The sequence below is a fragment of the Vibrio sp. 10N.247.311.49 genome (assembly GCF_041467655.1).
Lineage (GTDB): Bacteria > Pseudomonadota > Gammaproteobacteria > Enterobacterales > Vibrionaceae > Vibrio > Vibrio crassostreae_C.
The window spans coordinates 123419-146081 of sequence record NZ_JBFSVA010000010.1 but is presented as its reverse complement, the minus strand read 5'-3'; the positions used below and the strand labels follow the sequence as shown (position 1 = coordinate 146081).

At 39.7% G+C, this 22663-nt stretch carries 22 protein-coding genes; 16 read left to right on the top strand and 6 right to left on the bottom strand.

Annotated features, from left to right (window positions below; genetic code table 11):
* Positions 1–35 precede the first annotated feature (35 nt).
* The 9 genes from AB6E54_RS12255 to AB6E54_RS12215 all read left to right on the top strand — a co-directional run bounded on the left by AB6E54_RS12255 (position 36) and on the right by AB6E54_RS12215 (position 9263).
* Positions 36–1127: a hypothetical protein gene (locus tag AB6E54_RS12255; protein WP_157938693.1), complete on the top strand. Its 1092-nt coding sequence runs from the start codon at positions 36–38 to the stop codon at positions 1125–1127.
* Between the two features lie 8 nt (positions 1128–1135).
* Positions 1136–2368 (top strand): oligosaccharide flippase family protein, encoded by a 1233-nt coding sequence (locus AB6E54_RS12250; protein WP_372105881.1) that lies wholly within the window; start codon positions 1136–1138, stop codon positions 2366–2368.
* On the top strand, positions 2358–3293 hold the full coding sequence (locus AB6E54_RS12245; RefSeq protein WP_102332622.1) for a glycosyltransferase family 2 protein: 936 nt from the start codon (positions 2358–2360) through the stop codon (positions 3291–3293). The genes AB6E54_RS12250 and AB6E54_RS12245 overlap by 11 nt, the downstream gene beginning before the upstream one ends.
* Entirely contained in the window at positions 3290–4468 is a 1179-nt protein-coding gene (locus AB6E54_RS12240) for an EpsG family protein (protein ID WP_102332621.1), read from the top strand. The genes AB6E54_RS12245 and AB6E54_RS12240 overlap by 4 nt, the downstream gene beginning before the upstream one ends.
* 391 nt (positions 4469–4859) lie before the next feature.
* Positions 4860–5294 (top strand): rhodanese-like domain-containing protein, encoded by a 435-nt coding sequence (locus tag AB6E54_RS12235; RefSeq protein WP_017061445.1) that lies wholly within the window; start codon positions 4860–4862, stop codon positions 5292–5294.
* Positions 5295–5382: 88 nt separating this feature from the next.
* Complete coding sequence (gene secB / locus AB6E54_RS12230; RefSeq protein ID WP_009847959.1) at positions 5383–5850, top strand: protein-export chaperone SecB; 468 nt, start codon at positions 5383–5385, stop codon at positions 5848–5850.
* A 262-nt stretch (positions 5851–6112) separates the two neighbouring features.
* Complete coding sequence (gene gpsA / locus AB6E54_RS12225) at positions 6113–7159, top strand: NAD(P)H-dependent glycerol-3-phosphate dehydrogenase (protein ID WP_102332620.1); 1047 nt, start codon at positions 6113–6115, stop codon at positions 7157–7159.
* Between the two features lie 47 nt (positions 7160–7206).
* The gene (cysE, locus tag AB6E54_RS12220; RefSeq protein ID WP_009847961.1) at positions 7207–8028 is read left to right on the top strand and encodes a serine O-acetyltransferase; all 822 of its coding nucleotides are present in this window, start codon (positions 7207–7209) and stop codon (positions 8026–8028) included.
* 83 nt (positions 8029–8111) lie between these two features.
* The gene (locus tag AB6E54_RS12215) at positions 8112–9263 is read left to right on the top strand and encodes a murein hydrolase activator EnvC (protein ID WP_265575842.1); all 1152 of its coding nucleotides are present in this window, start codon (positions 8112–8114) and stop codon (positions 9261–9263) included.
* A 62-nt stretch (positions 9264–9325) separates the two neighbouring features.
* Here AB6E54_RS12215 and AB6E54_RS12210 read toward each other — a convergent pair whose 3' ends face one another.
* Together AB6E54_RS12210 and AB6E54_RS12205 are read right to left on the bottom strand one after the other, a co-directional pair.
* Positions 9326–9964, bottom strand: coding sequence for a TetR/AcrR family transcriptional regulator (locus tag AB6E54_RS12210; protein ID WP_004733226.1), 639 nt, complete (start codon positions 9962–9964; stop codon positions 9326–9328).
* Positions 9965–10158: 194 nt separating this feature from the next.
* The gene (locus tag AB6E54_RS12205) at positions 10159–11322 is read right to left on the bottom strand and encodes a nucleotide sugar dehydrogenase (protein WP_102332619.1); all 1164 of its coding nucleotides are present in this window, start codon (positions 11320–11322) and stop codon (positions 10159–10161) included.
* A 151-nt stretch (positions 11323–11473) separates the two neighbouring features.
* On the opposite strand from AB6E54_RS12205, the gene rfaD reads away from it, so the two are divergent.
* From rfaD to AB6E54_RS12180, 5 genes are all read left to right on the top strand, one after another.
* The gene (gene rfaD / locus AB6E54_RS12200) at positions 11474–12415 is read left to right on the top strand and encodes an ADP-glyceromanno-heptose 6-epimerase (RefSeq protein ID WP_102332618.1); all 942 of its coding nucleotides are present in this window, start codon (positions 11474–11476) and stop codon (positions 12413–12415) included.
* 133 nt (positions 12416–12548) lie between these two features.
* Positions 12549–13505 carry a lauroyl-Kdo(2)-lipid IV(A) myristoyltransferase gene (gene lpxM / locus AB6E54_RS12195; RefSeq protein ID WP_102332617.1) on the top strand — a complete coding sequence of 319 codons (957 nt, stop codon included), beginning with the start codon at positions 12549–12551 and terminating at the stop codon, positions 13503–13505.
* Positions 13506–13521: 16 nt separating this feature from the next.
* Complete coding sequence (locus AB6E54_RS12190; protein ID WP_372105879.1) at positions 13522–14721, top strand: O-antigen ligase family protein; 1200 nt, start codon at positions 13522–13524, stop codon at positions 14719–14721.
* Positions 14714–15460 (top strand): glycosyltransferase family 25 protein, encoded by a 747-nt coding sequence (locus tag AB6E54_RS12185; protein WP_102332615.1) that lies wholly within the window; start codon positions 14714–14716, stop codon positions 15458–15460. Before AB6E54_RS12190 ends, AB6E54_RS12185 begins: the two co-directional genes overlap by 8 nt.
* Before the next feature lie 4 nt (positions 15461–15464).
* The gene (locus tag AB6E54_RS12180; protein WP_102332614.1) at positions 15465–16544 is read left to right on the top strand and encodes a glycosyltransferase family 4 protein; all 1080 of its coding nucleotides are present in this window, start codon (positions 15465–15467) and stop codon (positions 16542–16544) included.
* A gap of 46 nt (positions 16545–16590) precedes the next feature.
* Here the strand turns inward: AB6E54_RS12180 and AB6E54_RS12175 are convergent, their stop codons facing one another.
* From AB6E54_RS12175 to AB6E54_RS12165, 3 genes are read right to left on the bottom strand one after another with little or no spacing between them, the layout of a single operon-like run.
* The gene (locus AB6E54_RS12175) at positions 16591–17523 is read right to left on the bottom strand and encodes a polysaccharide pyruvyl transferase family protein (protein WP_372105877.1); all 933 of its coding nucleotides are present in this window, start codon (positions 17521–17523) and stop codon (positions 16591–16593) included.
* Between the two features lie 3 nt (positions 17524–17526).
* The gene (locus AB6E54_RS12170; RefSeq protein WP_102332612.1) at positions 17527–18294 is read right to left on the bottom strand and encodes a glycosyltransferase family 2 protein; all 768 of its coding nucleotides are present in this window, start codon (positions 18292–18294) and stop codon (positions 17527–17529) included.
* Positions 18295–18303: 9 nt separating this feature from the next.
* Positions 18304–19335 carry a CDP-glycerol glycerophosphotransferase family protein gene (locus tag AB6E54_RS12165; RefSeq protein WP_102332611.1) on the bottom strand — a complete coding sequence of 344 codons (1032 nt, stop codon included), beginning with the start codon at positions 19333–19335 and terminating at the stop codon, positions 18304–18306.
* 132 nt (positions 19336–19467) lie between these two features.
* Here AB6E54_RS12165 and waaA point away from each other — a divergent pair, with 132 nt between their 5' ends.
* Positions 19468–20730, top strand: a complete 1263-nt coding sequence (waaA, locus tag AB6E54_RS12160) for a lipid IV(A) 3-deoxy-D-manno-octulosonic acid transferase (protein WP_016792883.1) — start codon at positions 19468–19470, stop codon at positions 20728–20730.
* Between the two features lie 40 nt (positions 20731–20770).
* Here the strand turns inward: waaA and AB6E54_RS12155 are convergent, their stop codons facing one another.
* The gene (locus AB6E54_RS12155; protein WP_010433793.1) at positions 20771–21484 is read right to left on the bottom strand and encodes a 3-deoxy-D-manno-octulosonic acid kinase; all 714 of its coding nucleotides are present in this window, start codon (positions 21482–21484) and stop codon (positions 20771–20773) included.
* A gap of 96 nt (positions 21485–21580) precedes the next feature.
* Between AB6E54_RS12155 and AB6E54_RS12150 the strand changes: the two genes are divergently transcribed.
* Positions 21581–22663, top strand: a complete 1083-nt coding sequence (locus AB6E54_RS12150) for a glycosyltransferase family 9 protein (protein WP_010433790.1) — start codon at positions 21581–21583, stop codon at positions 22661–22663.

Sequence of the window (22663 nt, the reverse complement as noted above, 5' to 3'; positions counted from 1 at the left end):
TATCGCTATAAATTTACTTAATAAAATTAGGATACATGATGTTACTGGAAGATGATGTTAAAAACCGTAGGTCTATTAATACAAAAGAACTATTACTTATATTTATTTCATCTCGTTATTTGATCTTATCATTTGCTGCATTAGGTTTTTTAATATCAATGTTAATTTATTCAAACACTCCCGTTTGGTGGACTAGTCAAACTGAGATATCAAAACCTCAATATCATAGTTACTCTAGCTTCACTCAATATGCAAATAGCTTAAAAATGGGAGATATAAGTAATAAAGAGTTAACGAAGATTATTGATCCAATTGAAAATTATTCAATGTTTATTAACCAATTATCATCATATACCAATAAGAAAAATTACATTGAAAACACTCTCGTCTTCAAAAATTATTTGACTGTTAACAAAATAAACGATGAGCCCGATATTATAAAGACTCTTGATAACTTCACAAAAAAAATAATTGTGAAAAAGACATCATTGATTCTTAATTCTGATTCTTACCAGTTAATAACTTTAGCTATGACACCAGATGAAAGCTTGTCTTTCTTGACAGGGTATATTGAGTACACAAGGAAAAATATTAACACTGAAGTATTTAAGTCGTTGAGTCATTTCCGAGATAATTTGATGCATGACTTAACGAATCAACTATCAGAATCTGAAGCATATGCTGACTTAGAGCGACAAAGACATCTTATTGAAACTGAAGCAGCAATAAAAATTGCAAATAAAAGTGAGATTAAAAAGCCGCTTCTTAACTTCCATGTAGAAAAAAAATACTTAAATATAACATTAGGTTCAGAAGCGCTTACTACAGAACGAGATTTATTGAAAAATAGCGATATATCTATTGTCTTCAACAATAAATATACTACTTTGAAAAACAAGTTAGATGCCATTAACTCGTTAACTATACCAGATGTGCAAAATGATGCGTTCTTTAATTTCTTAGAAAAACCACGAAAACTCTTAACACCCGCAGGTTCTAATAAAAATGACATCGTACTCTCAATAACATTCATATTTATATTATTTGGTTTTTTCATTGCTTTGATACTAGCATTTTTTAATATAAGCGTTCATCCTTTTTTTATTAAAAAAAATCTTCGTAAGTAGACTTGCTTATGCTTAAAAATATTTTCATGTTATTTATATCTCAAGGGGTGAACTATTTGGTCCCTTTGATTTTAGTTCCATATCTCGTTCGCACTCTTGGAGCTGAATCATATGGCGAGTTTAATTTAGCATTGTCTATTATTCTTTACGGTTGTTTGTTTATTGATTTTGGGTTCAATTTATATACGACCGGAGAGATCTCAAAGACTGAAAATAAAGAAAAAATCCGTCACTTATATACAGTAACAATAGCTAGCAAATTTCTTATATTTTTCCCTGTAGCCTTAATAATAATATTTACAGTCAATAATGTTAGTCAATTCGATAATATTAAGAGTGTTTGTTACATATTGATAATCCAGATGTTGTCGTCAGTTATCTCGACTGTTTGGCTGTATCAAGGCCTAGAAAAAATCCGCATCTACTCTTTAGTTAATGTTGTTGTGAAGTTATTAATGCTGCCTATGATTTTTACTTTGGTACGAGACATAAATGACATTAACATACTTGCAACAATACAAAGTGTATCGTTTCTATTATCAGCATTGCTATTAATAACCATTGCCAAACGTTACGATATATATTTAGTGAAAATTAATTTTTCAGACATCAGAAGTATACTATCTAGCGCATCTCATATATTTACAGGTACAATTAGTGTCAGTTTGTACACTATGAGCACACCTATTATATTAGGTTTAGTGAATACAGCATTTGAAGTTGGACAATTTAGCGCAACAGATAAAATCCGAGGAGCCTTCATTTCAATTTTTCTAATTCTTTCGAATGTGATATATCCAAGAATTAACAAGCTAAAAGTTGATAACGAATTTTTAGCTTTTCGTTTTATTAAAAAAATCACCATGATTCAGTTTTTTTTAGGGTTAACTTTTGCTACAGCAATTTATTACTCGGCACCGTATATAGTAATCAATTATCTTGGTTCTGAATTTCAAGAATCTATTGACTTGCTAAGGTTAATGAGCCCAATGGTTATATTAGTACCTCTTTCAGTTATCTTGTCAAATTATGTTTTATTAACTTGGAATTATAAAAAATACTATTTATGCGTACCGTTAATAACATGCATTTTTCACTTTTCATATATAATCCCACTATCTCACTACTATGGCGCAATTGGATCTGGTATTGGTATTCTTATTACCGAATTTATCAGCTTCTCCTTATTGCTTATATTTTCATTAAAGTCCGGGATGTTAAGGAAAATTTATGAATCCTAGAATAAGTATAATCGTACCAGTCTATAACTCGGAAGAATATATACGTGATACACTACAAGCAATCGAAAATCAAGATTACCCGGAATTAGAATTAATACTAATAAACGATGGTTCAACAGACACAACATTTGATATCATATCAAAATTCGAATTCTCACACGTTTCTACTGTTATTTTAAACGAAAAAAATAGCGGTGTAAGCAATAGCCGCAACAAAGGCATAAAAATATCCACAGGTAAATATATCACGTTCGTTGATGCTGATGATCTTATAGAACCAGATTTTATTAGCGAGTTAGTTTGTCAATCAGAAAATAAAAATTTAGTAATTGCTAAAAATATTCATGATTACGTCAACCAACAACCCAAACCTTGGTCGGCTAATTCTACTAATTTATTGCCTATTGAAGAAAATAGGTTTTTTGTCTATGTATGGGGTAAGTTATATTTAAGGCAGCACGTGTTGGATAATAAATTATTGTTTGCCCCCTATTTACGCGTTGGTGAAGATTTTTGTTTCAACATTCATTATCTTATATCTTTAGATAATGAAGAATCGATAAAAGTTGTAGATAATCAAGCAAAATTTTTGTATCGAGTAATCCCTACATCATTAAGCCATAATGTTTCTGATAGTGCCGTTCGAAATAGAAAGCAATCAGCCTTAGTTATTTTTAAACTACTTTCTCGCTACCGTCAACGCGATACAGCCTCATCTATCTATTATAGCTACTACTTAAAAAGGGTAGTATTGAACGCAATCAGGGACACTGACTTATCTCGTTTCCATCTAATAATAAAAATGGAAGCAGTAGATACACCGTTATTTTTCCGTGATATACTTAACTTAAATGTCGACATAAAACAAAAGATATTTGGATTAAGTATCTACTTATTTATTAGTATCTATCGATTAGTAATATGATTTATTATTTTATTTTTTTAATTTTATCTCTTTTGTCTTTGAGTGATTTACTCAAAGACAAAAGGTTTCAGACGATATCATTTTTTTTATCATTTCTTCTACTTTTTGTTTTCGGTAGTTTTCGCTTCGATACTGGTTGGGATTTTGCAACTTATCGGTTCTATTTCGACAAGATACCTACAATTTCCATATTCTTGAACAATGGATTTTCACCAGATGTTTATTTTGAATTTGGATTTAAACTATTAATTTCAATAATAAAAACATTAAACTTAAGCTTTCAGTTTCTTATTTTCCTTTCAAATTTATTTGTGTTGTTTTGTGTTTACAATTTCATTGATGAAGAAGTAAAACATAAAAACTTAGCTGTGCTCTTATTCTACAGCACATGTTATTTGTTTCTGAATTTTTCAATTTTACGTCAGGGTATCGCAATCGGCATCCTGTTATTGTCGTTGAGATTTCTCTTCAATAAAAAAATAATAGCCAGCTTAATGATGATATTCCTTGCTAGTTTATTTCATATGACCGCAATCGTTTTTTTACCTATATTATTAATAGCTAACTATACTTACTTACCAAGGCACCTATATTTAATTTTGTTTTCTTCTGTTACAATGTTTGCATTTTTACCAATTTCATTAGTTGAAATATCCTTACATCTGTTCCAAGGAATACTACCAAATACAATCGTTTCCAAGCTACAACACTATATGGGGAATAATTACTATGGCTCCCAAAGAACTCTTGGACTCGGTTTTGTGGAAAAATTTGGTTTTATAACTCTATTTATTTTCCACGCATACTACCTTCGATCCGACATGAAGCCAACGAAGCGCATTAGTACCATTGGTTACTTATTCTTAGCTTATTATTCAATTTACATATTATTTATCGACATCCAAGTAATATATACGAGAATGAAATTTTACTTCATGACTATCTCATCATTTACATACTCTTATTTACTAATTGAATTATTTAGAAAAAACTCATTCCGAACCCTATCTGCCATTTTGATAATATTATTTTCATTTGTTAATTTACACAACACATTACGATATAAACCAAATAATGTTGTATTCATTCCATATCAAAGCATTATTTCAGAACCTGATTTTTTGAATACCGACTATTATCGTATTTTGCGAGCATCGGAATTAATCGGACCGTAACAACACCTCTCATGTAATATAAATATTGAACGAGTAATGTCAAAGTCCACCTTATATTAAACTACCGTCTGGATATAAGGTGGTAGTTGAATGGTTGTAACAGAGTCAATTTTTGATGTTGCTCGTTTAGAGGAGTAACGTATAATATCTATCTAAAATTAGGGTGATATTTTCTTCAAGCTCCCACTATTAGTATACGACCATCTTTCCCTAAAAATAATGCAAGATTCCATGCATGAAACACATAATATCAAAGGCTATAGCTACACTTCTTTACTATAAATCCATTATTTGTTTATCCAACCCCATGCTTCCCCTGTATTCTCCTATCCTTTCTCGCTATACTCCTACCCTATGATTTTTCGCCCAATAACGAATAAGAGTTCAAGATATGCAAGAGTTAGTTCCATTTGTTCAAGAGAATATGATTTTAGCCATCGTATGGATCGGCTTGGTTGTTGCCATCATTGCGAACGTTATCAAGACATCAAACGCAGCCTACAAAGAGATCACGGCAGCGCAAACCACACACATGATTAACCGTGAAAACGGTGTTGTGGTTGATATTCGTACTAAAGATGAGTTCAAAAAGGGCCATATTACGGACGCAGTTCACATTTTGCCGTCAGATATCAAAGCAAATAGCTTTGGTAGCCTTGAAAGCCACAAAGCAGACCCAATCATCGTAGTATGCAAGACAGGTCAAACTGCTCAAGAAAGCGCTAACCTAATGGTTAAAGCAGGTTTCGAAAACGTAAGCGTGCTGAAAAGCGGCTTAGTGGCTTGGAGCGAAGCTAACCTTCCTTTGGTTAAAGGTAAGAAATAAGCTGACCGAGTAAAACGATATTACTTTAGGGCTTTGTTCGACTGATATGATGAACAGAGCCTAATTATAAATTTTTAAGGACAAGAAAATGGCTGAAGCAGCACAACAAGACGCACAACAGAACTTCGCAATCCAACGTATTTTCCTAAAAGACGTCTCTTTCGAAGCGCCAAACTCTCCAGATATGTTTCAAAAAGAGTGGAACCCAGATGTAAAACTGGACCTAGACACTCAAAGCCGTGAGCTTGGCGAAGGTGTTTACGAAGTTATCCTACGTCTAACTGTTACTGTTAAGAATGCAGAAGACACAGCGTTCCTTTGTGAAGTTCAACAAGGCGGTATTTTCTCTGCAAGCGAAATGGAAGCTGGCCAACTGGCACATTGCCTAGGTGCATTCTGCCCGAACATCCTGTTCCCATACGCGCGTGAAACAATTTCTAGCCTAGTGGTTAAAGGTACGTTCCCACAATTGAACCTAGCTCCAGTAAACTTTGATGCTTTGTTCATGAACTACCTACAAAACCAAGCTCAACAAGCTGAAGGCGAACAAGCTTAAGTCTCAATATAGTCTTAACGCTTAGCGAATAAATGACCAATAAATAACTAATAAACGAACGGCCAACAAACGGCTATTTCTATTAGAAGATTGCCTTTTATTCGATAGCTAGTTTTTGTGAAATAATTAGTTTTAAATGCACATCGCAGCTTCTGCGATGTGCATTTTTTATTTACACTGTACTTTGGTAGAGCGCTTTTTCTTCTTAGTAAAGGGTTTCTCCAAAACTCTTCGATTTCCCTCATTATTTTTAGGTGGAAGCATGACAGACACAACTCGCCCGACTAACACGGCAGACGCTTACGGTAAAGACATTGCGATGACAGTGATAGGCGCCGGTTCTTACGGAACCTCTTTAGCGATATCTCTAGCGCGTAACGGTGCCAATGTTGTTCTTTGGGGGCACGACCCTGTTCATATGGCTCGTCTTGAATCTGAGCGAGCTAATCATGAGTTCCTACCAAATATAGAATTCCCAGAAAGCCTGATCATTGAATCAGACTTAGAAAAAGCAGTGACATCAAGCCGAGACCTTTTACTTGTAGTCCCGAGCCACGTATTCGGCGTTGTGCTTAATAGCGTTAAACCTTACTTAGCCTCAGACTCTCGCATCTGTTGGGCGACCAAAGGCTTAGAGCCAGAGACCGGCCGCCTGCTTAAAGATGTCGCGCATGATGTGCTGGGTGATGGTTACTCGTTAGCGGTTCTATCAGGACCGACCTTCGCCAAAGAGTTAGCGATGGGCATGCCAACGGCTATCTCTGTAGCTTCACCTGATGAAGTTTTCCTAGAAGAGCTCCAAGAAAAAATCCACTGCGGCAAAACATTCCGCGTGTATGCAAACTCAGATTTCATTGGTATGCAGCTTGGCGGCGCAGTGAAGAATGTTATCGCAATTGGCGCAGGCATGTCGGATGGTATTGGCTTTGGTGCCAATGCACGTACCGCACTTATCACTCGCGGCTTAGCTGAGATGAGCCGCTTAGGTGCAGCTCTTGGTGCGCAACCAGAAACCTTCATGGGCATGGCTGGGCTGGGTGACTTAGTACTCACCTGTACTGATAACCAATCACGCAACCGCCGCTTTGGTTTGGCACTTGGCGCAGGCAAAGATGTGGATACCGCACAAAAAGAAATTGGCCAAGTCGTTGAAGGCTATCGCAACACCAAAGAAGTTTGGTTATTATCAGAACGCATGGGCGTTGAGATGCCAATTGTTGAACAAATTTATCAAGTGTTGTATCAAGGGAAAGATGCACACTTAGCAGCACAAGATCTACTTGCACGAGACAAGAAGTCAGAGCGATAACATCGCTTATTAAGTCGTGGAATGAAATAGATAAAATGGATGGAAAAATGAAACACTGTGAACAGCAAAAGGTTTGGCAATGCATTGTGAAGGAAGCTCGACAGCAGTCAGAGCAAGAACCTATGCTTGCGAGTTTTTACCATGCCACCATTATCAACCACGAAAGCTTAGGCGCTGCATTAAGTTATATCCTAGCCAACAAGCTAAAGACGGCTTCAATGCCCGCAATGGCGGTGCGTGAGGTGGTTGAACAAGCATTCAAGCAAGATCAATCGATTATTGATGCGGCTGCTTGTGATATCTGCGCGACGGTAAATCGAGATCCTGCGGTCGAGATGTACTCGATGCCTCTGCTTTATCTGAAAGGCTACCACGCTTTGCAAGGTTACCGAGTGGCTAACTGGCTATGGAAGCAAGGGCGTATTGCGCTTGCTACTTACCTACAGAACCAAATTTCGGTTGCTTGCCAAGTGGATATTCACCCAGCCGCTCGTATCGGTAAAGCGATCATGCTCGACCACGCCACTGGTATCGTGATTGGTGAAACTGCTGTCGTCGAAAATGATGTATCGATCCTTCAAGACGTGACTTTAGGTGGTACGGGTAAAGAAGGTGGCGATCGTCACCCTAAAATCCGAGAAGGTGTAATGATCGGTGCCGGCGCTAAAATACTTGGCAATATTGAAGTGGGTGAAGGCGCGAAAATTGGTTCTTGCTCTGTGGTTCTTCAAGCCGTTCCGCCTCATACGACTGTCGCTGGTGTTCCTGCAAAAATTGTTGGAAAGCCGAAAACTGATAAGCCATCTTTAGACATGGATCAGGGGTTTAACGGTCGCTCTCAGAACTTCATCCATGGTGATGGGATTTAAGAGCAGATTCGGGATCCGACGAATAGCCGATAGCCGAGATGCGAAAAGACTCGCAGCAGATGCTGATTATTAATAAGAGCAAAATGACGATAATGATGAAACCCGTTCAATCAATGAGCACTGTTCTTTTGATATCTGCCAGCCTTGGTGTTGCTCTTTTGTCTTCATCATCATTTGCTGCATCTCAAGGTGAACTGAAAGGCGTATCAAGCGAAATCTCTCGTCAACAGAAAGCGCTCTCTTCCCAGCAAAAGAAACTCGATAGCCTACAGGCAAACCTCAAGAAGCAGGAGCTGTCCATCGCTTCACTTGAAAAAGCGATTCTAGACAGTAAAAAGCAGCTCAATACTGCTAATGCTAATATTGCTAATTTAGACACAAAGATTAAAGCGCTCACTGCACAGAAAAAAGTCCAGACAGACAAGTTAGAGCAGCTCATTCAGACTTACTACATGACGAGTCGAGCTAAGGCTTCTTCTCACATTCTCAACACCGGTGTAGAAGAAGATCGCATCAGTCATTATTACCAGCACCTTGCCAAAGCTCGCTCCGCAACCATTAAAACGATTGAACAGACGCAACTCGAATTAGAAGAAAGCCACAAACAGCGTCAACTTGAGCAAGAACAAATTGCAACATTGTTAAAACAGCAAACCACAAAGCGTGACAAGTTGTCTCAGACTCAAACACAACGTAAGAAAACCGTTGGCAGCATTAAGAAGAATATTTCTGGCGACAAAAATTACTTGGCTGAACTTCAGCGAAATGAAACTCGCCTGAAAGCTGAAATAGCAAAAGCAGAAAAAGCGGCTCGAGAACGACGTAATGCAGTACCGATGGATGGCCTAGCAAAACGTAAAGGTAAGCTACCTTGGCCGATCAAAGATAAAGTTCTACATAACTACGGTTCACGTCAAACGGGGCAAATTAACTGGAAAGGCATGGTGATCAACGCCAAGTACGGTCAGCAGGTAAAATCCGTTTACTCAGGTACGGTGGTATTTTCCGAGTATCTGCGAGGCTATGGTTTAGTGGTTCTTCTCGACCATGGTAAAGGTGATATGACGCTCTATGGCTTTAACCAAGCACTACTGAAGAAAGAAGGTGACAAGGTTAAAGCGGGTGAAGCCATCGCGCTTGCAGGTGACACTGGCGGCCAAACACGCCCATCATTGTACTTTGAAATTCGTAGAAACAGCCAAGCTCAGAATCCAAAGAGTTGGTTGGTTAGGTAAAGAGCAGATACGGGATGCGAGTATCTTTCTTCGAATCCCGTATACCGCTTACTCGTCTCTTTCTATTTAGAGTTCAACGCCCTTACACCATCTTCCAATAATGTCAGCTGCTCAAAACCTTGAGCTGTCGCAATCGGTTTAACCGTCGCGATCATCTGCAGCATTCCTTGATGAACCACTTGCTCGGTAATTTGAGCTTTTGGAGACATCGCAGATTGATACGCCAACCAACCTGATGCAATCAAGTGAAGAGACGTCACCATCGATTTCATTTCCGTATCCGTTGCTTTGAGCAGGTTCAACTCAACGAAGGCTCGCATGATATCGACAAGATTCGTTTGCAGCTTTTCTTGTACGGCCATGTAATCAAGGTGGAGTTTTTCATCACGTGACAATATTTCAGGTAAGTTCGCATAGAAGAATCGGTACTTCCACATCAACGTGAAGATAGAATCTAAGTAGCGCTTTAGTAGCGTCAGGCTTTCTTGTTGGCCTTGAATCGGTGTGAACCTTTCAAGTAACTCTGTCGAATAGAGAGTAAAGATGTCACGGACAATTTCTTGCTTGTTGCGGAAATGGTAGTAGAGGTTACCAGGGCTAATCTCGATATGCTCAGCAATATGATTGGTCGTAATACTACGCTCACCGTGCTCATTAAAAAGCTCTAGAGCAGCGTAAACAATCTTGTCACGTGTTTTCATTAGTTATTAGTATCCCTATCCGTTTAGTGGTTCAGTATATCGCCACTAAGCGGATAGATCGAGCTGATAACATCTGGTCGAATTAGCAAACGCTAAAATTCACCTTCAACCGTCACACCTTTGATCAATCACAGCTGTAATTAATCGCTCGTGTCATTAATCTTAATCACTCGTACAATCAATCGCTACTGTAATCAATCGCTGCCAAACAGGTCTCGTGTGTACACCTTATCTGCTACGTCTGCGATTTCTTCTACCATTCTGTTAGATACAATCACATCCGATACTGTTTTAAAATCTTCAAGGTCAGAATAAACTTTAGAGTTAAAGAAATGCTCTTCTTCCAATACCGGCTCATACACGACGACTTCGATGCCTTTGGCTTTTAAACGCTTCATGATCCCTTGGATGGAAGAAGCACGGAAATTGTCAGAGCCCGCCTTCATGATCAAACGATAAATACCGACAATTTTAGGCGAGCGCTTAATAATTGAATCCGCAATGAAGTCTTTTCGGGTACGGTTTGCATCAACAATCGCACCCACAATGTTGTTTGGTACATCTTGATAGTTTGCTAATAGTTGCTTGGTGTCTTTTGGTAAGCAATAACCACCGTAACCAAATGAAGGGTTGTTGTAATGATTGCCGATACGAGGGTCTAAGCCAACACCTTCTATGATCTGACGAGAATCCAAGCCATGCGCTTCCGCGTAAGAATCAAGCTCATTGAAATAAGAAACTCGCATCGCTAGATAAGTATTTGAGAATAACTTTACTGCTTCTGCTTCCGTTGAGTGAGTAAACAGTACGTCGATGTTTTCTTTTTCCGCACCTTCCACAAGAAGATTCGCAAACACTTTAGCGCGTTCAGAACATTCACCAACGATAATACGTGATGGGTGTAGATTATCGAACAGGGCCTTGCCTTCACGCAAAAACTCCGGTGAGAACATGACGTTTTCGCAGTTCAGCTCTTGCTTAATACGCTCGGTATAGCCAACCGGCACCGTTGATTTAATAACCATCACCGCATCAGGATTGATCTCCATGACGTCTTTGATGACAGATTCTACAGAGCTGGTATCAAAATAATTGTTTTTAGGGTCATAATCGGTAGGTGTAGCAATGATGACAAATTCAGCATTTTTGTAAGCGGCTTTATCCGTTGTAGCCATGAAGTTCAGTGTCTTATTTGATAGAAAGTGCTCAATCTCATTGTCTACAATCGGTGACTGCTTATTGTTTAGCATTGCCACTTTTTCATCGATGATATCTACCGCGACTACTTCATGATGTTGTGCTAACAGCATTGCGTTTGATAGACCCACATACCCAGTACCGGCTACTGCAATCTTCATGATAATACCTATAGTTTTGAGTAATTAACTCAACATAATTTATAACTTAGCTTGCCGTATCATACTCTGGTTGGGGAATTATTCCACTAGCCCGCTTTATCCATTCCTTGCTATACTCGTGACAGTTTTGTATTCAAAAGAGTTAGAAATTATGATTATCGTAACTGGTGGTGCTGGCATGATTGGCAGCAATATTGTTAAGGCGCTTAATGAAGCGGGCCACAACGATATTCTAGTCGTCGACAACTTAAAAGATGGTAAGAAATTTAAGAACCTTGTAGACCTAGACATCACGGATTACATGGATCGTGATGACTTCCTAACTCAAGTCATGGCCGGTGATGATTTTGGTCATATTGAAGCTGTTTTCCATGAAGGAGCATGCTCTGCTACCACTGAGTGGGATGGCAAATACATGATGCTCAACAACTATGAATACTCAAAAGAGCTACTTCATTACTGTGTTGAACGTGAAATTCCTTTCTTGTATGCCTCTTCAGCTGCAACTTACGGTGAAACCGACACTTTCATTGAAGAACGAGAGTACGAAGGTGCATTGAATGTCTACGGCTATTCAAAACAACAATTTGATAACTACGTTCGCCGCTTAACCGCGGATGCAGCAGCACACAACGAAAAGCTTTCGCAAATCGTAGGGTTTCGTTACTTCAATGTTTATGGTCCACGCGAGCAACACAAAGGCAGCATGGCCTCTGTCGCTTTCCACCTAAACAACCAAATGAATTCCGGTGAAAACCCGAAATTGTTCGCAGGTAGCGAAACCTTTAAGCGTGATTTTGTGTATGTAGGTGATGTTGCGGCTGTAAACTTGTGGTTCTTAGAAAATGGGGTATCTGGCCTCTTTAATCTAGGTACTGGCAATGCTGAGTCGTTTGAAGAAGTCGCCAAGGCAGTTATCAAGCACCATGGTAAAGGCGAAATCGAAACGATTCCTTTCCCTGATCATTTAAAAGGTGCTTACCAAGAATTCACTCAAGCAGACCTAACGAAGCTTCGCGGTACAGGTTGCGATATCGAGTTTAAAGCAGTAGCCGATGGCGTTGCTGAGTACATGAAGATCGTAAACGCTTAACGTATATTTCAGATTAGGACCAATAATACACCTTACTTTTAGCGTGTATTATTGGGAATATCTAACGAATATAATCATTCCCAGAGTGACCGATATTAAGTTAACTCTCTGATTTAAATAATGTAGTGAATGAATGACCACACAACGCAATGATTTTGATCCAAAAGCTTACAACCCTGAGTTTGAATGGGGTTTTCTAGCACCTAAATACTGGGGAACTTGGATTGCTGTTTTGTTATCGTCTTTAGTCTGCTTCTTACCTAACAACATTCGTTTAGCATTAGCTAAGTTTATGGCTAAGCAAGCTGTAAAAATTAAGAATAAGGCTAACCGCCGGGCTCGAGTTAACCTTGAGATGTGTTTCCCTGAGCAATCTATCGAAGAGCGCGAAGAAACTCTCTATCAGTCATACGTTACTTCCATCTCATTTTTGATGGGATTTGCTTCACTGACACTCAAGAGTAAAACTTGGCTAGAGAATAACACTGCGATAAACGGCCTGAGCAACCTAACCGATATTACAGACAGTGGCGAGAATGTGATCTTGCTGGTGCCACACACATGGGCTATCGATATCCCAGCGGTATTATTAGCTTCACGCAATTTACCTGTATCTGCGATGGCAAAAGCACAAAAAAACAAACTCAGTGACTGGCTAATGCACCGACAGCGCGTGCAATACGGCGGTCGTGTTTATGATCGCAGCGGTGGTATCAAACCTTTCATCAAGTCGGTACGTGATGGGTACCTGGGTTACTACCTCCCTGATGAAGATCTTGGCCGTGAGCACAGTGTCTTCGTTGACTTTTTCGCGACTCAAAAAGCAACTATCTCAGGCCTTGGTCGCCTATCAAAACTAAGTAAAGCTAAAATTGTGCCCTTGTTTGCTCAATACGATAGCAGTACAGGCCAATACACCTTGGACTTCTACCCTGCTCTACCATTCCCAACAGGAGGCGAAGAGGAGGACGCGCGTATGATGAATCAATGTATTGAAGACTACGTAAGCAAAAAGCCTGAGCAATATATGTGGATCTTAAGACTGCTTAAGACTCGTCCTGAAAGTAATATAAATCCTTATAATAGTTAGCATTAAATTCAACAGTATGAATATTATTAACAGAAAGCAGATTTATACAGCACTCTTACTATTACCTTACTTTCTTGCTGTTACAGGTATGTTAGTTTTAGATAGTGGTGATAAGAAAATGATCCCACTATTTTTGATTAGTATCATCGTCAGTATATTAGTATTTAAAAAAGAAACTATATTAAATAACATACAGAGCCCGTTTGTGTGGTTAATTGGCATTTCATGTATATATACAGTATTTAGTTACTATTATCATGGAGCAAGCTCTAGAGAACTGAGGTCACTGATTGGCGTTACTCTTTTTCTTATAGCTTTCCCATATCAAATGCTTACTCAAAAAGTAATTCAATGGGTAGTTTTGATCGGTAGTTTTGTTGTATGTGTCAATAGCGTATATTTCAACCTTTATATAGGTATAGAACGTGATGCTGGCTATATAAACCCAATACCTTACGCGACAGCTTGCGCTTTGATATCCATAATCGCTTTCTCTTTATTGCTAGATAATTCATCTTTAAAGGGAAAAACACTTCCTTTGATAGCTTTTTTATTGTCACTCCCACCTATTATCCTAAGTGAAACTAGAGGTATCTGGTTAGCGTTTACTTTGAGTATCTTTTTTATATTCATTACTAAATGCATTAAGAACCCGCCTTCAAAAAGGAAAATATTACTTGCCTTTATATTCACAGCCATTCTAACTTCTACTGGTGTATTCTTATTTAAAGAAAAAATAAATGATAGATATGACAGAACCATCTATGAAATAGAGAGAATACAATCAAATGACTATAGTACTTCTATTGGGCTTAGGCTACAAATGTGGATGCTGGCACCAGAACTAATAAAACAAAAACCAATACTAGGACACGGACAAGAACAACGAGAAATATTAAAAGGTAAGTTGAAAAATGGTGAAATATCCAAACAACTTTTTCACTTCGCTTCAGCTCACTACCACAATCAATTTTTAGATAAAATGGTTAAGTCTGGAATTATAGGGCTAACACTTGTAATTGGACTTCTAATTTATCCACTAATGATAGTGAAAAATTTACCATCACTCGATACATATATAGTGATTGGTTTAGTTAGTCTATTTTTCATTGCAGGGCTAACAGATGTCCCTTTCAATCACCCTCAACCCCTGATGTTGTATTTATTGTTCCTTCTACCTATTTGCTCAAGATGTAAGAGAGTTACCAATGACTAAAATATTTGTCATAAATTTAGAATCTTCCACAGATAGAAAAAAAAACATTAGTCGTCAACTAGATGAACTATCTCTTCCTTTTGAGCTCTTTTCTGCGATAGATGGTCGAATTTCTCCTCCTCATCCGCTACTAAAACGTTATAACGATAGTTTAAGCCAAACGTACCGAGCAAAAACACTGAGTGCAGGGCAACTAGGGTGCTATGCAAGCCATTTTTTATTATGGGAAAAGTGTGTTGAACTCAATCAACCAATAATCGTAATCGAAGATGATGCTCTTCTATATAAAGATGAGTTCCTTAACTTCATTCGAGATATTAGTGACATACCAGAAAATGTAGAGTGTGTGAGATTATTCAAAAATAAGCGCCGTAAATATGGTTCTTACGAAGTTTTCGAAGCTAAATCTACTAGTATTCATAAGTTTACTAAAGGGCATATGAGTGCAACAGCCTATTTCTTAAGACCTTCAGGAGCTAAAAAATTCCTTGAACACTCAAAAGAGTGGTATATGGCTGTAGATATTTATATGGACCGATTCTGGCAAAACGAAGTCGAGTGCTACGGCACTGCAGTACCCTGTTTAACGAACGACCCAAAGTTTGATTCTGATATCGGATATGAAAAACGCACAAGCACCAGAAGTTTATTCAAGAAATTTAAGCGTGAATGGTTCAATTTAAACGAAACTATCCAGCGTCACCTACATAACATAAAATTCAAATACTCGAAGCGGTAATCCAATGAAAATTCTTATTGCTAGTTCCTACTATCATGCTCGAAATAGTGTACGTCCTGAAGCCGAAATGTTTATAGAAATGGTAAAGCAAGGTCATGAGGTCACAGTTCTTACCCAAGGCGATGCAGAATACGCTCAACGGTTTCAAGAAAATGGCGTAAGAGTTGTTGATGCCTACCCAAATAAAAAGATTTGTATAAAGACTATCAAAGCTTATAAAAAAGAACTTAATAATAAAAGCTATGACATCTTTTATGCATTTAACTCCAAAACAATCCCAAACGCGGCGTTTGCGTGTATTGGCACAAAAACAAAATTAATCACATATCGCGGGACTACAGGTGGTCTGTATCGTCATGATCCTTCAGCCTATCTTACTCACCTGCACCCAAAAGTCAGCGGCGTTGTTTGTGTATCAAAAGCTGTTGCTAACGACGTCAAGAAGAGAGTTTGGTGCAATAAAGACAATGTAGTCACCATCTACAAAGGTCATGAACTAGACTGGTACACTGTTCAAGCAAATAAACCGGAAGAATTTGGCTTAGATTCCAATAAAGTCGTTGCTGTGTGCGCTGCTCATGTAAGACCCAGTAAAGGAATTGATGTTCTAATCAGAGCTACACACTTTGTAGATAATCCCGACTTCCATCTTCTTTTGATTGGCAGTGGCTACGAACCTTATTTCGAAATGGCCAAAGAAAGCCCTATGTCGGAAAGAATACACTTCATTGGTCACAGAAAAGATGTGCCATCTATAATGGCAATGGCTGACTTTCAAATCCAGCCATCAATCAGTGGAGAAGGCCTTCCAAGAACGATAGTTGAAGCCATGGCTAATGGGACACCATCCATCGTAACGACAACTGGTGGCTCCCCAGAACTTATTGAAGAAAACGAAACTGGCTACATTGTTCCCGTAAAAAACGCCCAGTTATTAGGTGATTCTATAAACAATATGGCGAAGAATAAAGAACATTGCGCGGAGATGGGACGTAAAGCAAAAATCAGACTTCAACGCTACTTTTCGTCATCAGAAACAGTAAAACAGCATATTAATTTTTTTGAAAAACTAACTAAGAAATAATTTAATACTAAAAGGGCAGGAAAATGAGTTAACCTGCCCTAACGATTTAGTTTTGATCTTTGATAATTTTACTTATCACTTCTTTTTGAATTTCGACTATCGCATTGAGTTGTGCCAAAGAGCTCAATTGGTAATTGCTCTTGTCATTGGCTAAAACTTTAAGCTTCAATTGTAAATTTTTCATATCGTCATTAGAGGCCAGTTTGTACACAGTCACGAGTGACAGCCACTTTCTCGATGAAGATTTAAATAATTTAGCTACATTTCTCTTAAACGTATTTTCTAACAATTTACCAATGGGCATCTTATTAACACTCATAAAAGGTAAGTCGTGTAATATTAGCTCTACATCCATAGATTCAGCAAAGTCATACCACTTTTCATCGTCAAATGTCGGGGAGAAACGAACTCCTTTCCAAGGGATGCGAAGTGCGTCCGCAATAATTGCACCGTGCATGGCCTCAGTCACAACGGACTCACACTCTTGAAGAGCCAACAAAAAAGTCTCGACCGGTTGTTTTGCTGTAATGTATGTTAAACCTATCTTCTGGCAAACTTTATCCCAATCGATAAAATCTTCACTACGATGATGAGGTATAAAGCCAATCTTCCCTTTTTGTATTTCCGCTTTAGGGAAGTCAACTTCACGAAGGAGATAAGCACCATCTCCAACCACCAGTTCGGGTTTTAACCCTAATTTTTTTGCCGTCCTAGGCCCTCTTACACCATAAACAGTACACTTGTCAGATAACTTGGGGACGTTCCACTCCCATGCACCTGATGAGAAAATAATAACTTCGTCCGCACCTGAAAGCGTTTTATTTAATCGCTTCTCCGTCAAAATCGTCCCTATGCCTAAAAAATAACGAGAGCTATCTTCTACAATCAAGTCACCAAACAGTTGTGGCCATAGCCAAGGGTTAAGATCATCCCCTACATTGTAAGTATCTGACAGGCAGTACTCTAATTTAAAAGCCACTGGTTAACTCCTTTCTTTTTCGATAAGCCACAAGCCGACATATTTATTGAAATTCACTTGAGCGTAAGTCATCGCCATAATGAAGCCGACACTGCCATCCATAAAGCCACGGCGAATGATATACACAAGGAAGAACGTCCATATTGCACGTAATAAAGCTAAAAATAAGCCGTGTGATTTCTTACCTTTGCGATGATACTTTTGCGATCCAAGCCAAGCGTACTGCGCTGCTTTGTCTAAACCATGACCATAATCGCGATGGGTGTAATGAAGAAGAAACCCCTTCAGTACTCCTGTAGAGCCTTGCTCAGGAACGACGGTCTCGTGAACCTCGTCTAACGTATATCGAGAGCCTTCTCTCTTAAACAGTCTTAATACTGCACGAGCACTGCGGCCATGTTTTAGAGTCGTGCCATAAAGCGTCACTCCCCAAGGCAGCTTGTACGCAGTGTGTTTGATTTGATCTTGTTTTAATAGTTCAACAAGAGCGTTGCTCATCTCTTTATCGAGAGCTTCGTCAGCATCAATTGATAGCACCCAATCACATGTCGCTTTATCTAGCGCTCGCTGCTTTTGCTTACCAAAACCAGGCCAATCTGTGATTGTCACGTTATCTGTATATTTTTGGCATATTTCAACGGTTGCATCTGTTGAGCCACTGTCTAGAACAATCAGTTCATCGGCAATATCAACAACAGATTTAAGGCAAGTTTCAATTCGGTCTTCTTCATTCTTGGTAATAACAATGACAGACAGGGTATGTTTTCTCATTATTCAGCCCTAGAATTTCCAATAGTTTAATGATTTACGGATTTTAAAGTTACGAATCCAATTTTTTGGCTTGTTATCTTGCCAGCCGCTTTCTAGCACATCCGTAATAGCACTCAGAACTCTCGCTGAGGATTGCCCATCTAAATATGGTGTTATTGACGGTCCGTAATGAGCGATAGCGTTATCTCTTTCTTCATCAGGTAGCATTGCTTGCTTAATTGCTGACTCTAATTGCTCGGCTTGAGTAATGTTAATAAAGCTTGCTTGAGGGTCTCGATTATTTACCGTGACAACAGGCTTATTGAGCAACAAGAATTCCTGAAATATCGATGAGTTGTCACATACCATCACATCAGCACGATGCTGCATCTCAATCACTCGATCATTATCGAAGAACAGAAGATTATCACCTTCCAACGCTTGGTATTTCTCTCGTGTCTCTAGCTTCATTTTAGGGTGCAGTGTGACTAACCATTGCCACTGGCTCAGTTTGCTTAAGCGCTTAAGCTCTTCATAAACCAATTCGGCACAGGATAAGCTTGGCGAAAAAGTGGAAGCAAATAGAATTTGCGGTCTTTCAAAATGCTTGTCACTGGCTTGGTAATTAAACAAGCTATCGAGCTTCAGCCACCCGGTCTCTTTTACTTGAAAATAGCCGCGCTGTTTAGCTAGTGGTTCCAATGAGCTCGTTCTTTCATGGCCTTCGGTGCAATACAAATCAAATAGACCACGTTCAGGGTATAAGTTCCCACGTTTGCTCTCGTTCAAACCATGAAATACTTGTACCTTCAACCCTGGAATAAACGCTGGAACACGATCACCGGGCACTAGAACGGCAGAAGGATTAAAAACAATAGCTTCTGTCAAAGAGACGCTCTGCTCTTGATCCAGTAAAAGATGTTCAGAAGCGTCTTCACCAACAAGCAACCACTTAACCTCATGGCCGAGTTGCTTCGCGTAATCATAGAATGGGCGAAGAATAGCAAATGAATAATTTTGCTCGACGTAGAGCAAGAAACGATAGGTTTGATCGGTTTGCATAAGCGATGAGATAAAATTCACCATGTCCGTTTGAAAGCGCAACTAAGCATTTAATTATAACGCTCTTTACTTTCGAGATTGAAGAAAATACTCTTCTGAATATTGATTTTACCTTCTGGTGTCACTGTTCTTATGCTTATACGACTTATCTATACTCTCATATTGTCATTAGCTTCTCCGCTACTGCTGTATGGGCTTTATAAGAGCAAACCTGGAAAGCCAAGTTTTGGTCAGCGTTGGAAAGAACATTTCGGGATCACACCGCAAACTCAAGGTAAGAATCCTATCTGGATTCACGCAGTATCGGTTGGTGAATCGATTGCCGCCGTACCGATCATCAAGCAACTGAAGCGACGCAATCCAAACCAAGCCATTATCGTTACCACGACAACCAGCACGGGTGCAGAGCAGATAGAAAAACTCGGTGATTTAGTCGAGCATCGCTACATGCCGATTGATTTTTCTTGGTGTATTCGAGGTTTTTTGAAGACTGTTCAGCCTAAACAGATGTTAATCATGGAAACCGAGTTATGGCCAAACACACTGCACTGCGTCGCGAAAGCTGGAATCCCCATTTCGGTACTCAACGCTCGCCTATCTGAACGCTCGTGCCAGCGTTATGCTAAATTCCAAGCCGTTTTTGATCTCTTAGCCAAAAATCTCTCTCAAGTACTTTGCCAATACCCAAGTGATGCTGAGCGTTTTATACGATTAGGGTTAGATAAAGCATCTGTGCATGTGACTGGGTCGATCAAGTTTGATATTGAAGTTTCAGCTGAACAAGTATCAAAAGGCAAAGCGTTACGTGAACAAATTGGCTTTGAACGCTGTGTGTGGATAGCAGCCAGCACTCATCAAGGCGAAGATGAAATTGTCTTAGACGCTCATAAACAGCTCCTTAAAGACAATCCGAATACCTTGCTGATGATTGTGCCTCGTCACCCAGAGAGATTTAACCAAGTGTCTGAGCTAGCTCAAGAGCACGGCTTCAAGACTATCACTCGAACGAGTCAGCAACCAATCACCTCTAATGTTGAAGTTTATATTGCGGATACGATGGGAGAAATGTTGGTATTACTCGGCGGATCTGATGTGTGCTTTATGGGAGGAAGCCTTGTGGGCGGTAAGGTGGGTGGCCACAATCTTCTAGAGCCTGCGGCACTGCAGTTACCTTTACTCAATGGCCCTAGCTATTTTAACTTCAGCGAGATCACAGACAAACTGCTTGAAGCTCAAGCCGTCACTATTTGTCAAAATAGCCAAGATATCGCTGGCCAACTCCAACAACTGTTCAAACAATCAGAACTGCGTAAAACTAAAGGCTTAGCGGCTTATCAAGTGGTTGAACAGAATCGAGGGGCGTTGGATAAAACCTTGGTATACATTCTTAATTAATGACCATTCTTAGCTAGTCACCACTCTTAACTAACAGCAACTAACCTTGGTAGCCTTGCAATAACGGTTCCCAATCCTGCTCTTGCCATTGAATCTGGCGCTTGTTCACTTCTTTTAAGAACGAGCGCTTTAAGCGATTCAAGTTGTCTTCTTTCCAGTCATCACCCGCTTGATGACCACACTTATCAAAGTCAATAATCCACACGTTTTGTGAAGTATCAAGCAAGATATTATGAATGTTGAGATCGGTATGATTAACCCCAGCATCGTGCATCTTGCGTACCTCTTGCCCAATTCGACGATAAACATCCGCATCTATCGGGCCATTGACCAAGACATCAACCAGATCTTTGGCATTGGGAATTCGTTCAGACATTAAGTCCGCTCGATAAAGTAGTCCGCTTTTAATGGCTCTAGCAGCAATGGGCTTCGGTACATTCACACCTGAGTTTGCCAATGCCTTGAGAACATTAAGCTCCATCGCACAGCGCGTGCTTTCCCAATCAGAGAAGCGATATTGGTCTTCGACTAGCTTCCCAAACAATCCGCCACGGCGATAATGGCGCAATGCGGCCTGTATTCCATCAAGCTGGATGAACCATGTGGTACCGCGTCCTTGAGCACTGCCTGAAATGGCGTCTTGTTGCTGCCAATATTCAGCCTCAAAGATCTGAGCGATATCGCCCTCTGGTACCTGAGCCAAAAGTTCAGGGTCGTACCAAATTGTTTGGTTCTTGGTGCTAATCGTTTCCATCTATGAGGCCTTTGGGTCGCTTTTCGTCATTGCTATTTTACAACTAATGCGAGTATCTGCATAATTCTGATGTTATTCACTTTTTTCGGGCACTTTATGTCACTGTTCTCAACTGCACCTCAATCTCTTTGCATACTTCGCCTCTCCGCGATTGGCGATGTTTGTCATGCTATTTCTGTGGTTCAAGCCATCCAGAAGCAGTGGCCTGAAACGAAAATCACTTGGATAACGGGCAAAATAGAAGCCATGCTGATCGGTGATCTACCCGGTATTGAGGTGATTGTTTTCGATAAGAAACAAGGCTTCAAAGGAATGCGTGAATTATGGCGTCAGCTATCTGATCGTAAATTTGATGCACTTCTGCATATGCAAGCCGCACTCAGAGCCAGCGTGCTATCTTGGGGGATAAAGGCGAAGTGCAAAGTGGGATTTGGCAAAAACCGTACTCGTGAAATGCAGTCACTCTTTACCAACCACCATCTACCTATTTCAGATAAGTTTCATGTGTTGGATAACTTTGCCGAATTTGCTCGCTACATTGGTGTCCCCTTCGATAAGCCTCAATGGGATATCCCTTTGACACCTGAAGATGAACAACTCGCAATTAGCACCATGGCAGACAAGCCGACCTTGGTTATCTCCCCAGCTGCAAGCAAAGATTCACGCAATTGGTTAACTGAGCGATATGCAGCTATTGCTGATTATGCTGTCGAACAAGGCATGCAAGTGGTGTTATGTGGTTCTCCGGCACCAAGAGAAGTTAACCTTGGTAGCGACATCGAAAAATTATGCCAGTCGCCAGTAACCAACTTGATTGGCAAAACGAACTTGAAGCAACTGACTGCCGTACTGAAACATGCAACGGTGGTATTGGCACCTGATACTGGCCCAGCCCACTTGGCAACTACGCAGTCAACGCCTGTAATCGGCTTGTACGCGCACAGCGATCCTCGTAGAACAGGACCTTACAACGATCTCGATATCGTAGTGAGTGTTTATCAACAGCACGTAGAAGCACAACAAGGTAAACCAGTCGCAGACCTTCCATGGGGAACCCGTGCTAAAGGCGATGACCTGATGAAAGACATCACACTCGATATGGTAAAGCAGCAACTCGATAAGGCCTTAAACTCTAGTAAAGCACCGAATTCGAACACTACATTAAGCAAGGACAGCTAA

Excerpts from the sequence above, each read along its gene's own strand:
- AB6E54_RS12255 (WP_157938693.1), top strand. The coding sequence starts at position 36 with ATGATGTTACTGGAAGATGATGTTAAAAACCGTAGGTCTATTAATACA.
- AB6E54_RS12250 (WP_372105881.1), top strand. The coding sequence starts at position 1,136 with ATGCTTAAAAATATTTTCATGTTATTTATATCTCAAGGGGTGAACTAT.
- AB6E54_RS12245 (WP_102332622.1), top strand. The coding sequence starts at position 2,358 with ATGAATCCTAGAATAAGTATAATCGTACCAGTCTATAACTCGGAAGAA.
- AB6E54_RS12240 (WP_102332621.1), top strand. The coding sequence starts at position 3,290 with ATGATTTATTATTTTATTTTTTTAATTTTATCTCTTTTGTCTTTGAGT.
- AB6E54_RS12235 (WP_017061445.1), top strand. The coding sequence starts at position 4,860 with ATGCAAGAGTTAGTTCCATTTGTTCAAGAGAATATGATTTTAGCCATC.
- secB (WP_009847959.1), top strand. The coding sequence starts at position 5,383 with ATGGCTGAAGCAGCACAACAAGACGCACAACAGAACTTCGCAATCCAA.
- gpsA (WP_102332620.1), top strand. The coding sequence starts at position 6,113 with ATGACAGACACAACTCGCCCGACTAACACGGCAGACGCTTACGGTAAA.
- cysE (WP_009847961.1), top strand. The coding sequence starts at position 7,207 with ATGAAACACTGTGAACAGCAAAAGGTTTGGCAATGCATTGTGAAGGAA.
- AB6E54_RS12215 (WP_265575842.1), top strand. The coding sequence starts at position 8,112 with ATGACGATAATGATGAAACCCGTTCAATCAATGAGCACTGTTCTTTTG.
- AB6E54_RS12210 (WP_004733226.1), bottom strand. The coding sequence starts at position 9,964 with ATGAAAACACGTGACAAGATTGTTTACGCTGCTCTAGAGCTTTTTAAT.
- AB6E54_RS12205 (WP_102332619.1), bottom strand. The coding sequence starts at position 11,322 with ATGAAGATTGCAGTAGCCGGTACTGGGTATGTGGGTCTATCAAACGCA.
- rfaD (WP_102332618.1), top strand. The coding sequence starts at position 11,474 with ATGATTATCGTAACTGGTGGTGCTGGCATGATTGGCAGCAATATTGTT.
- lpxM (WP_102332617.1), top strand. The coding sequence starts at position 12,549 with ATGACCACACAACGCAATGATTTTGATCCAAAAGCTTACAACCCTGAG.
- AB6E54_RS12190 (WP_372105879.1), top strand. The coding sequence starts at position 13,522 with ATGAATATTATTAACAGAAAGCAGATTTATACAGCACTCTTACTATTA.
- AB6E54_RS12185 (WP_102332615.1), top strand. The coding sequence starts at position 14,714 with ATGACTAAAATATTTGTCATAAATTTAGAATCTTCCACAGATAGAAAA.
- AB6E54_RS12180 (WP_102332614.1), top strand. The coding sequence starts at position 15,465 with ATGAAAATTCTTATTGCTAGTTCCTACTATCATGCTCGAAATAGTGTA.
- AB6E54_RS12170 (WP_102332612.1), bottom strand. The coding sequence starts at position 18,294 with ATGAGAAAACATACCCTGTCTGTCATTGTTATTACCAAGAATGAAGAA.
- AB6E54_RS12165 (WP_102332611.1), bottom strand. The coding sequence starts at position 19,335 with ATGCAAACCGATCAAACCTATCGTTTCTTGCTCTACGTCGAGCAAAAT.
- waaA (WP_016792883.1), top strand. The coding sequence starts at position 19,468 with ATGCTTATACGACTTATCTATACTCTCATATTGTCATTAGCTTCTCCG.
- AB6E54_RS12155 (WP_010433793.1), bottom strand. The coding sequence starts at position 21,484 with ATGGAAACGATTAGCACCAAGAACCAAACAATTTGGTACGACCCTGAA.
- AB6E54_RS12150 (WP_010433790.1), top strand. The coding sequence starts at position 21,581 with ATGTCACTGTTCTCAACTGCACCTCAATCTCTTTGCATACTTCGCCTC.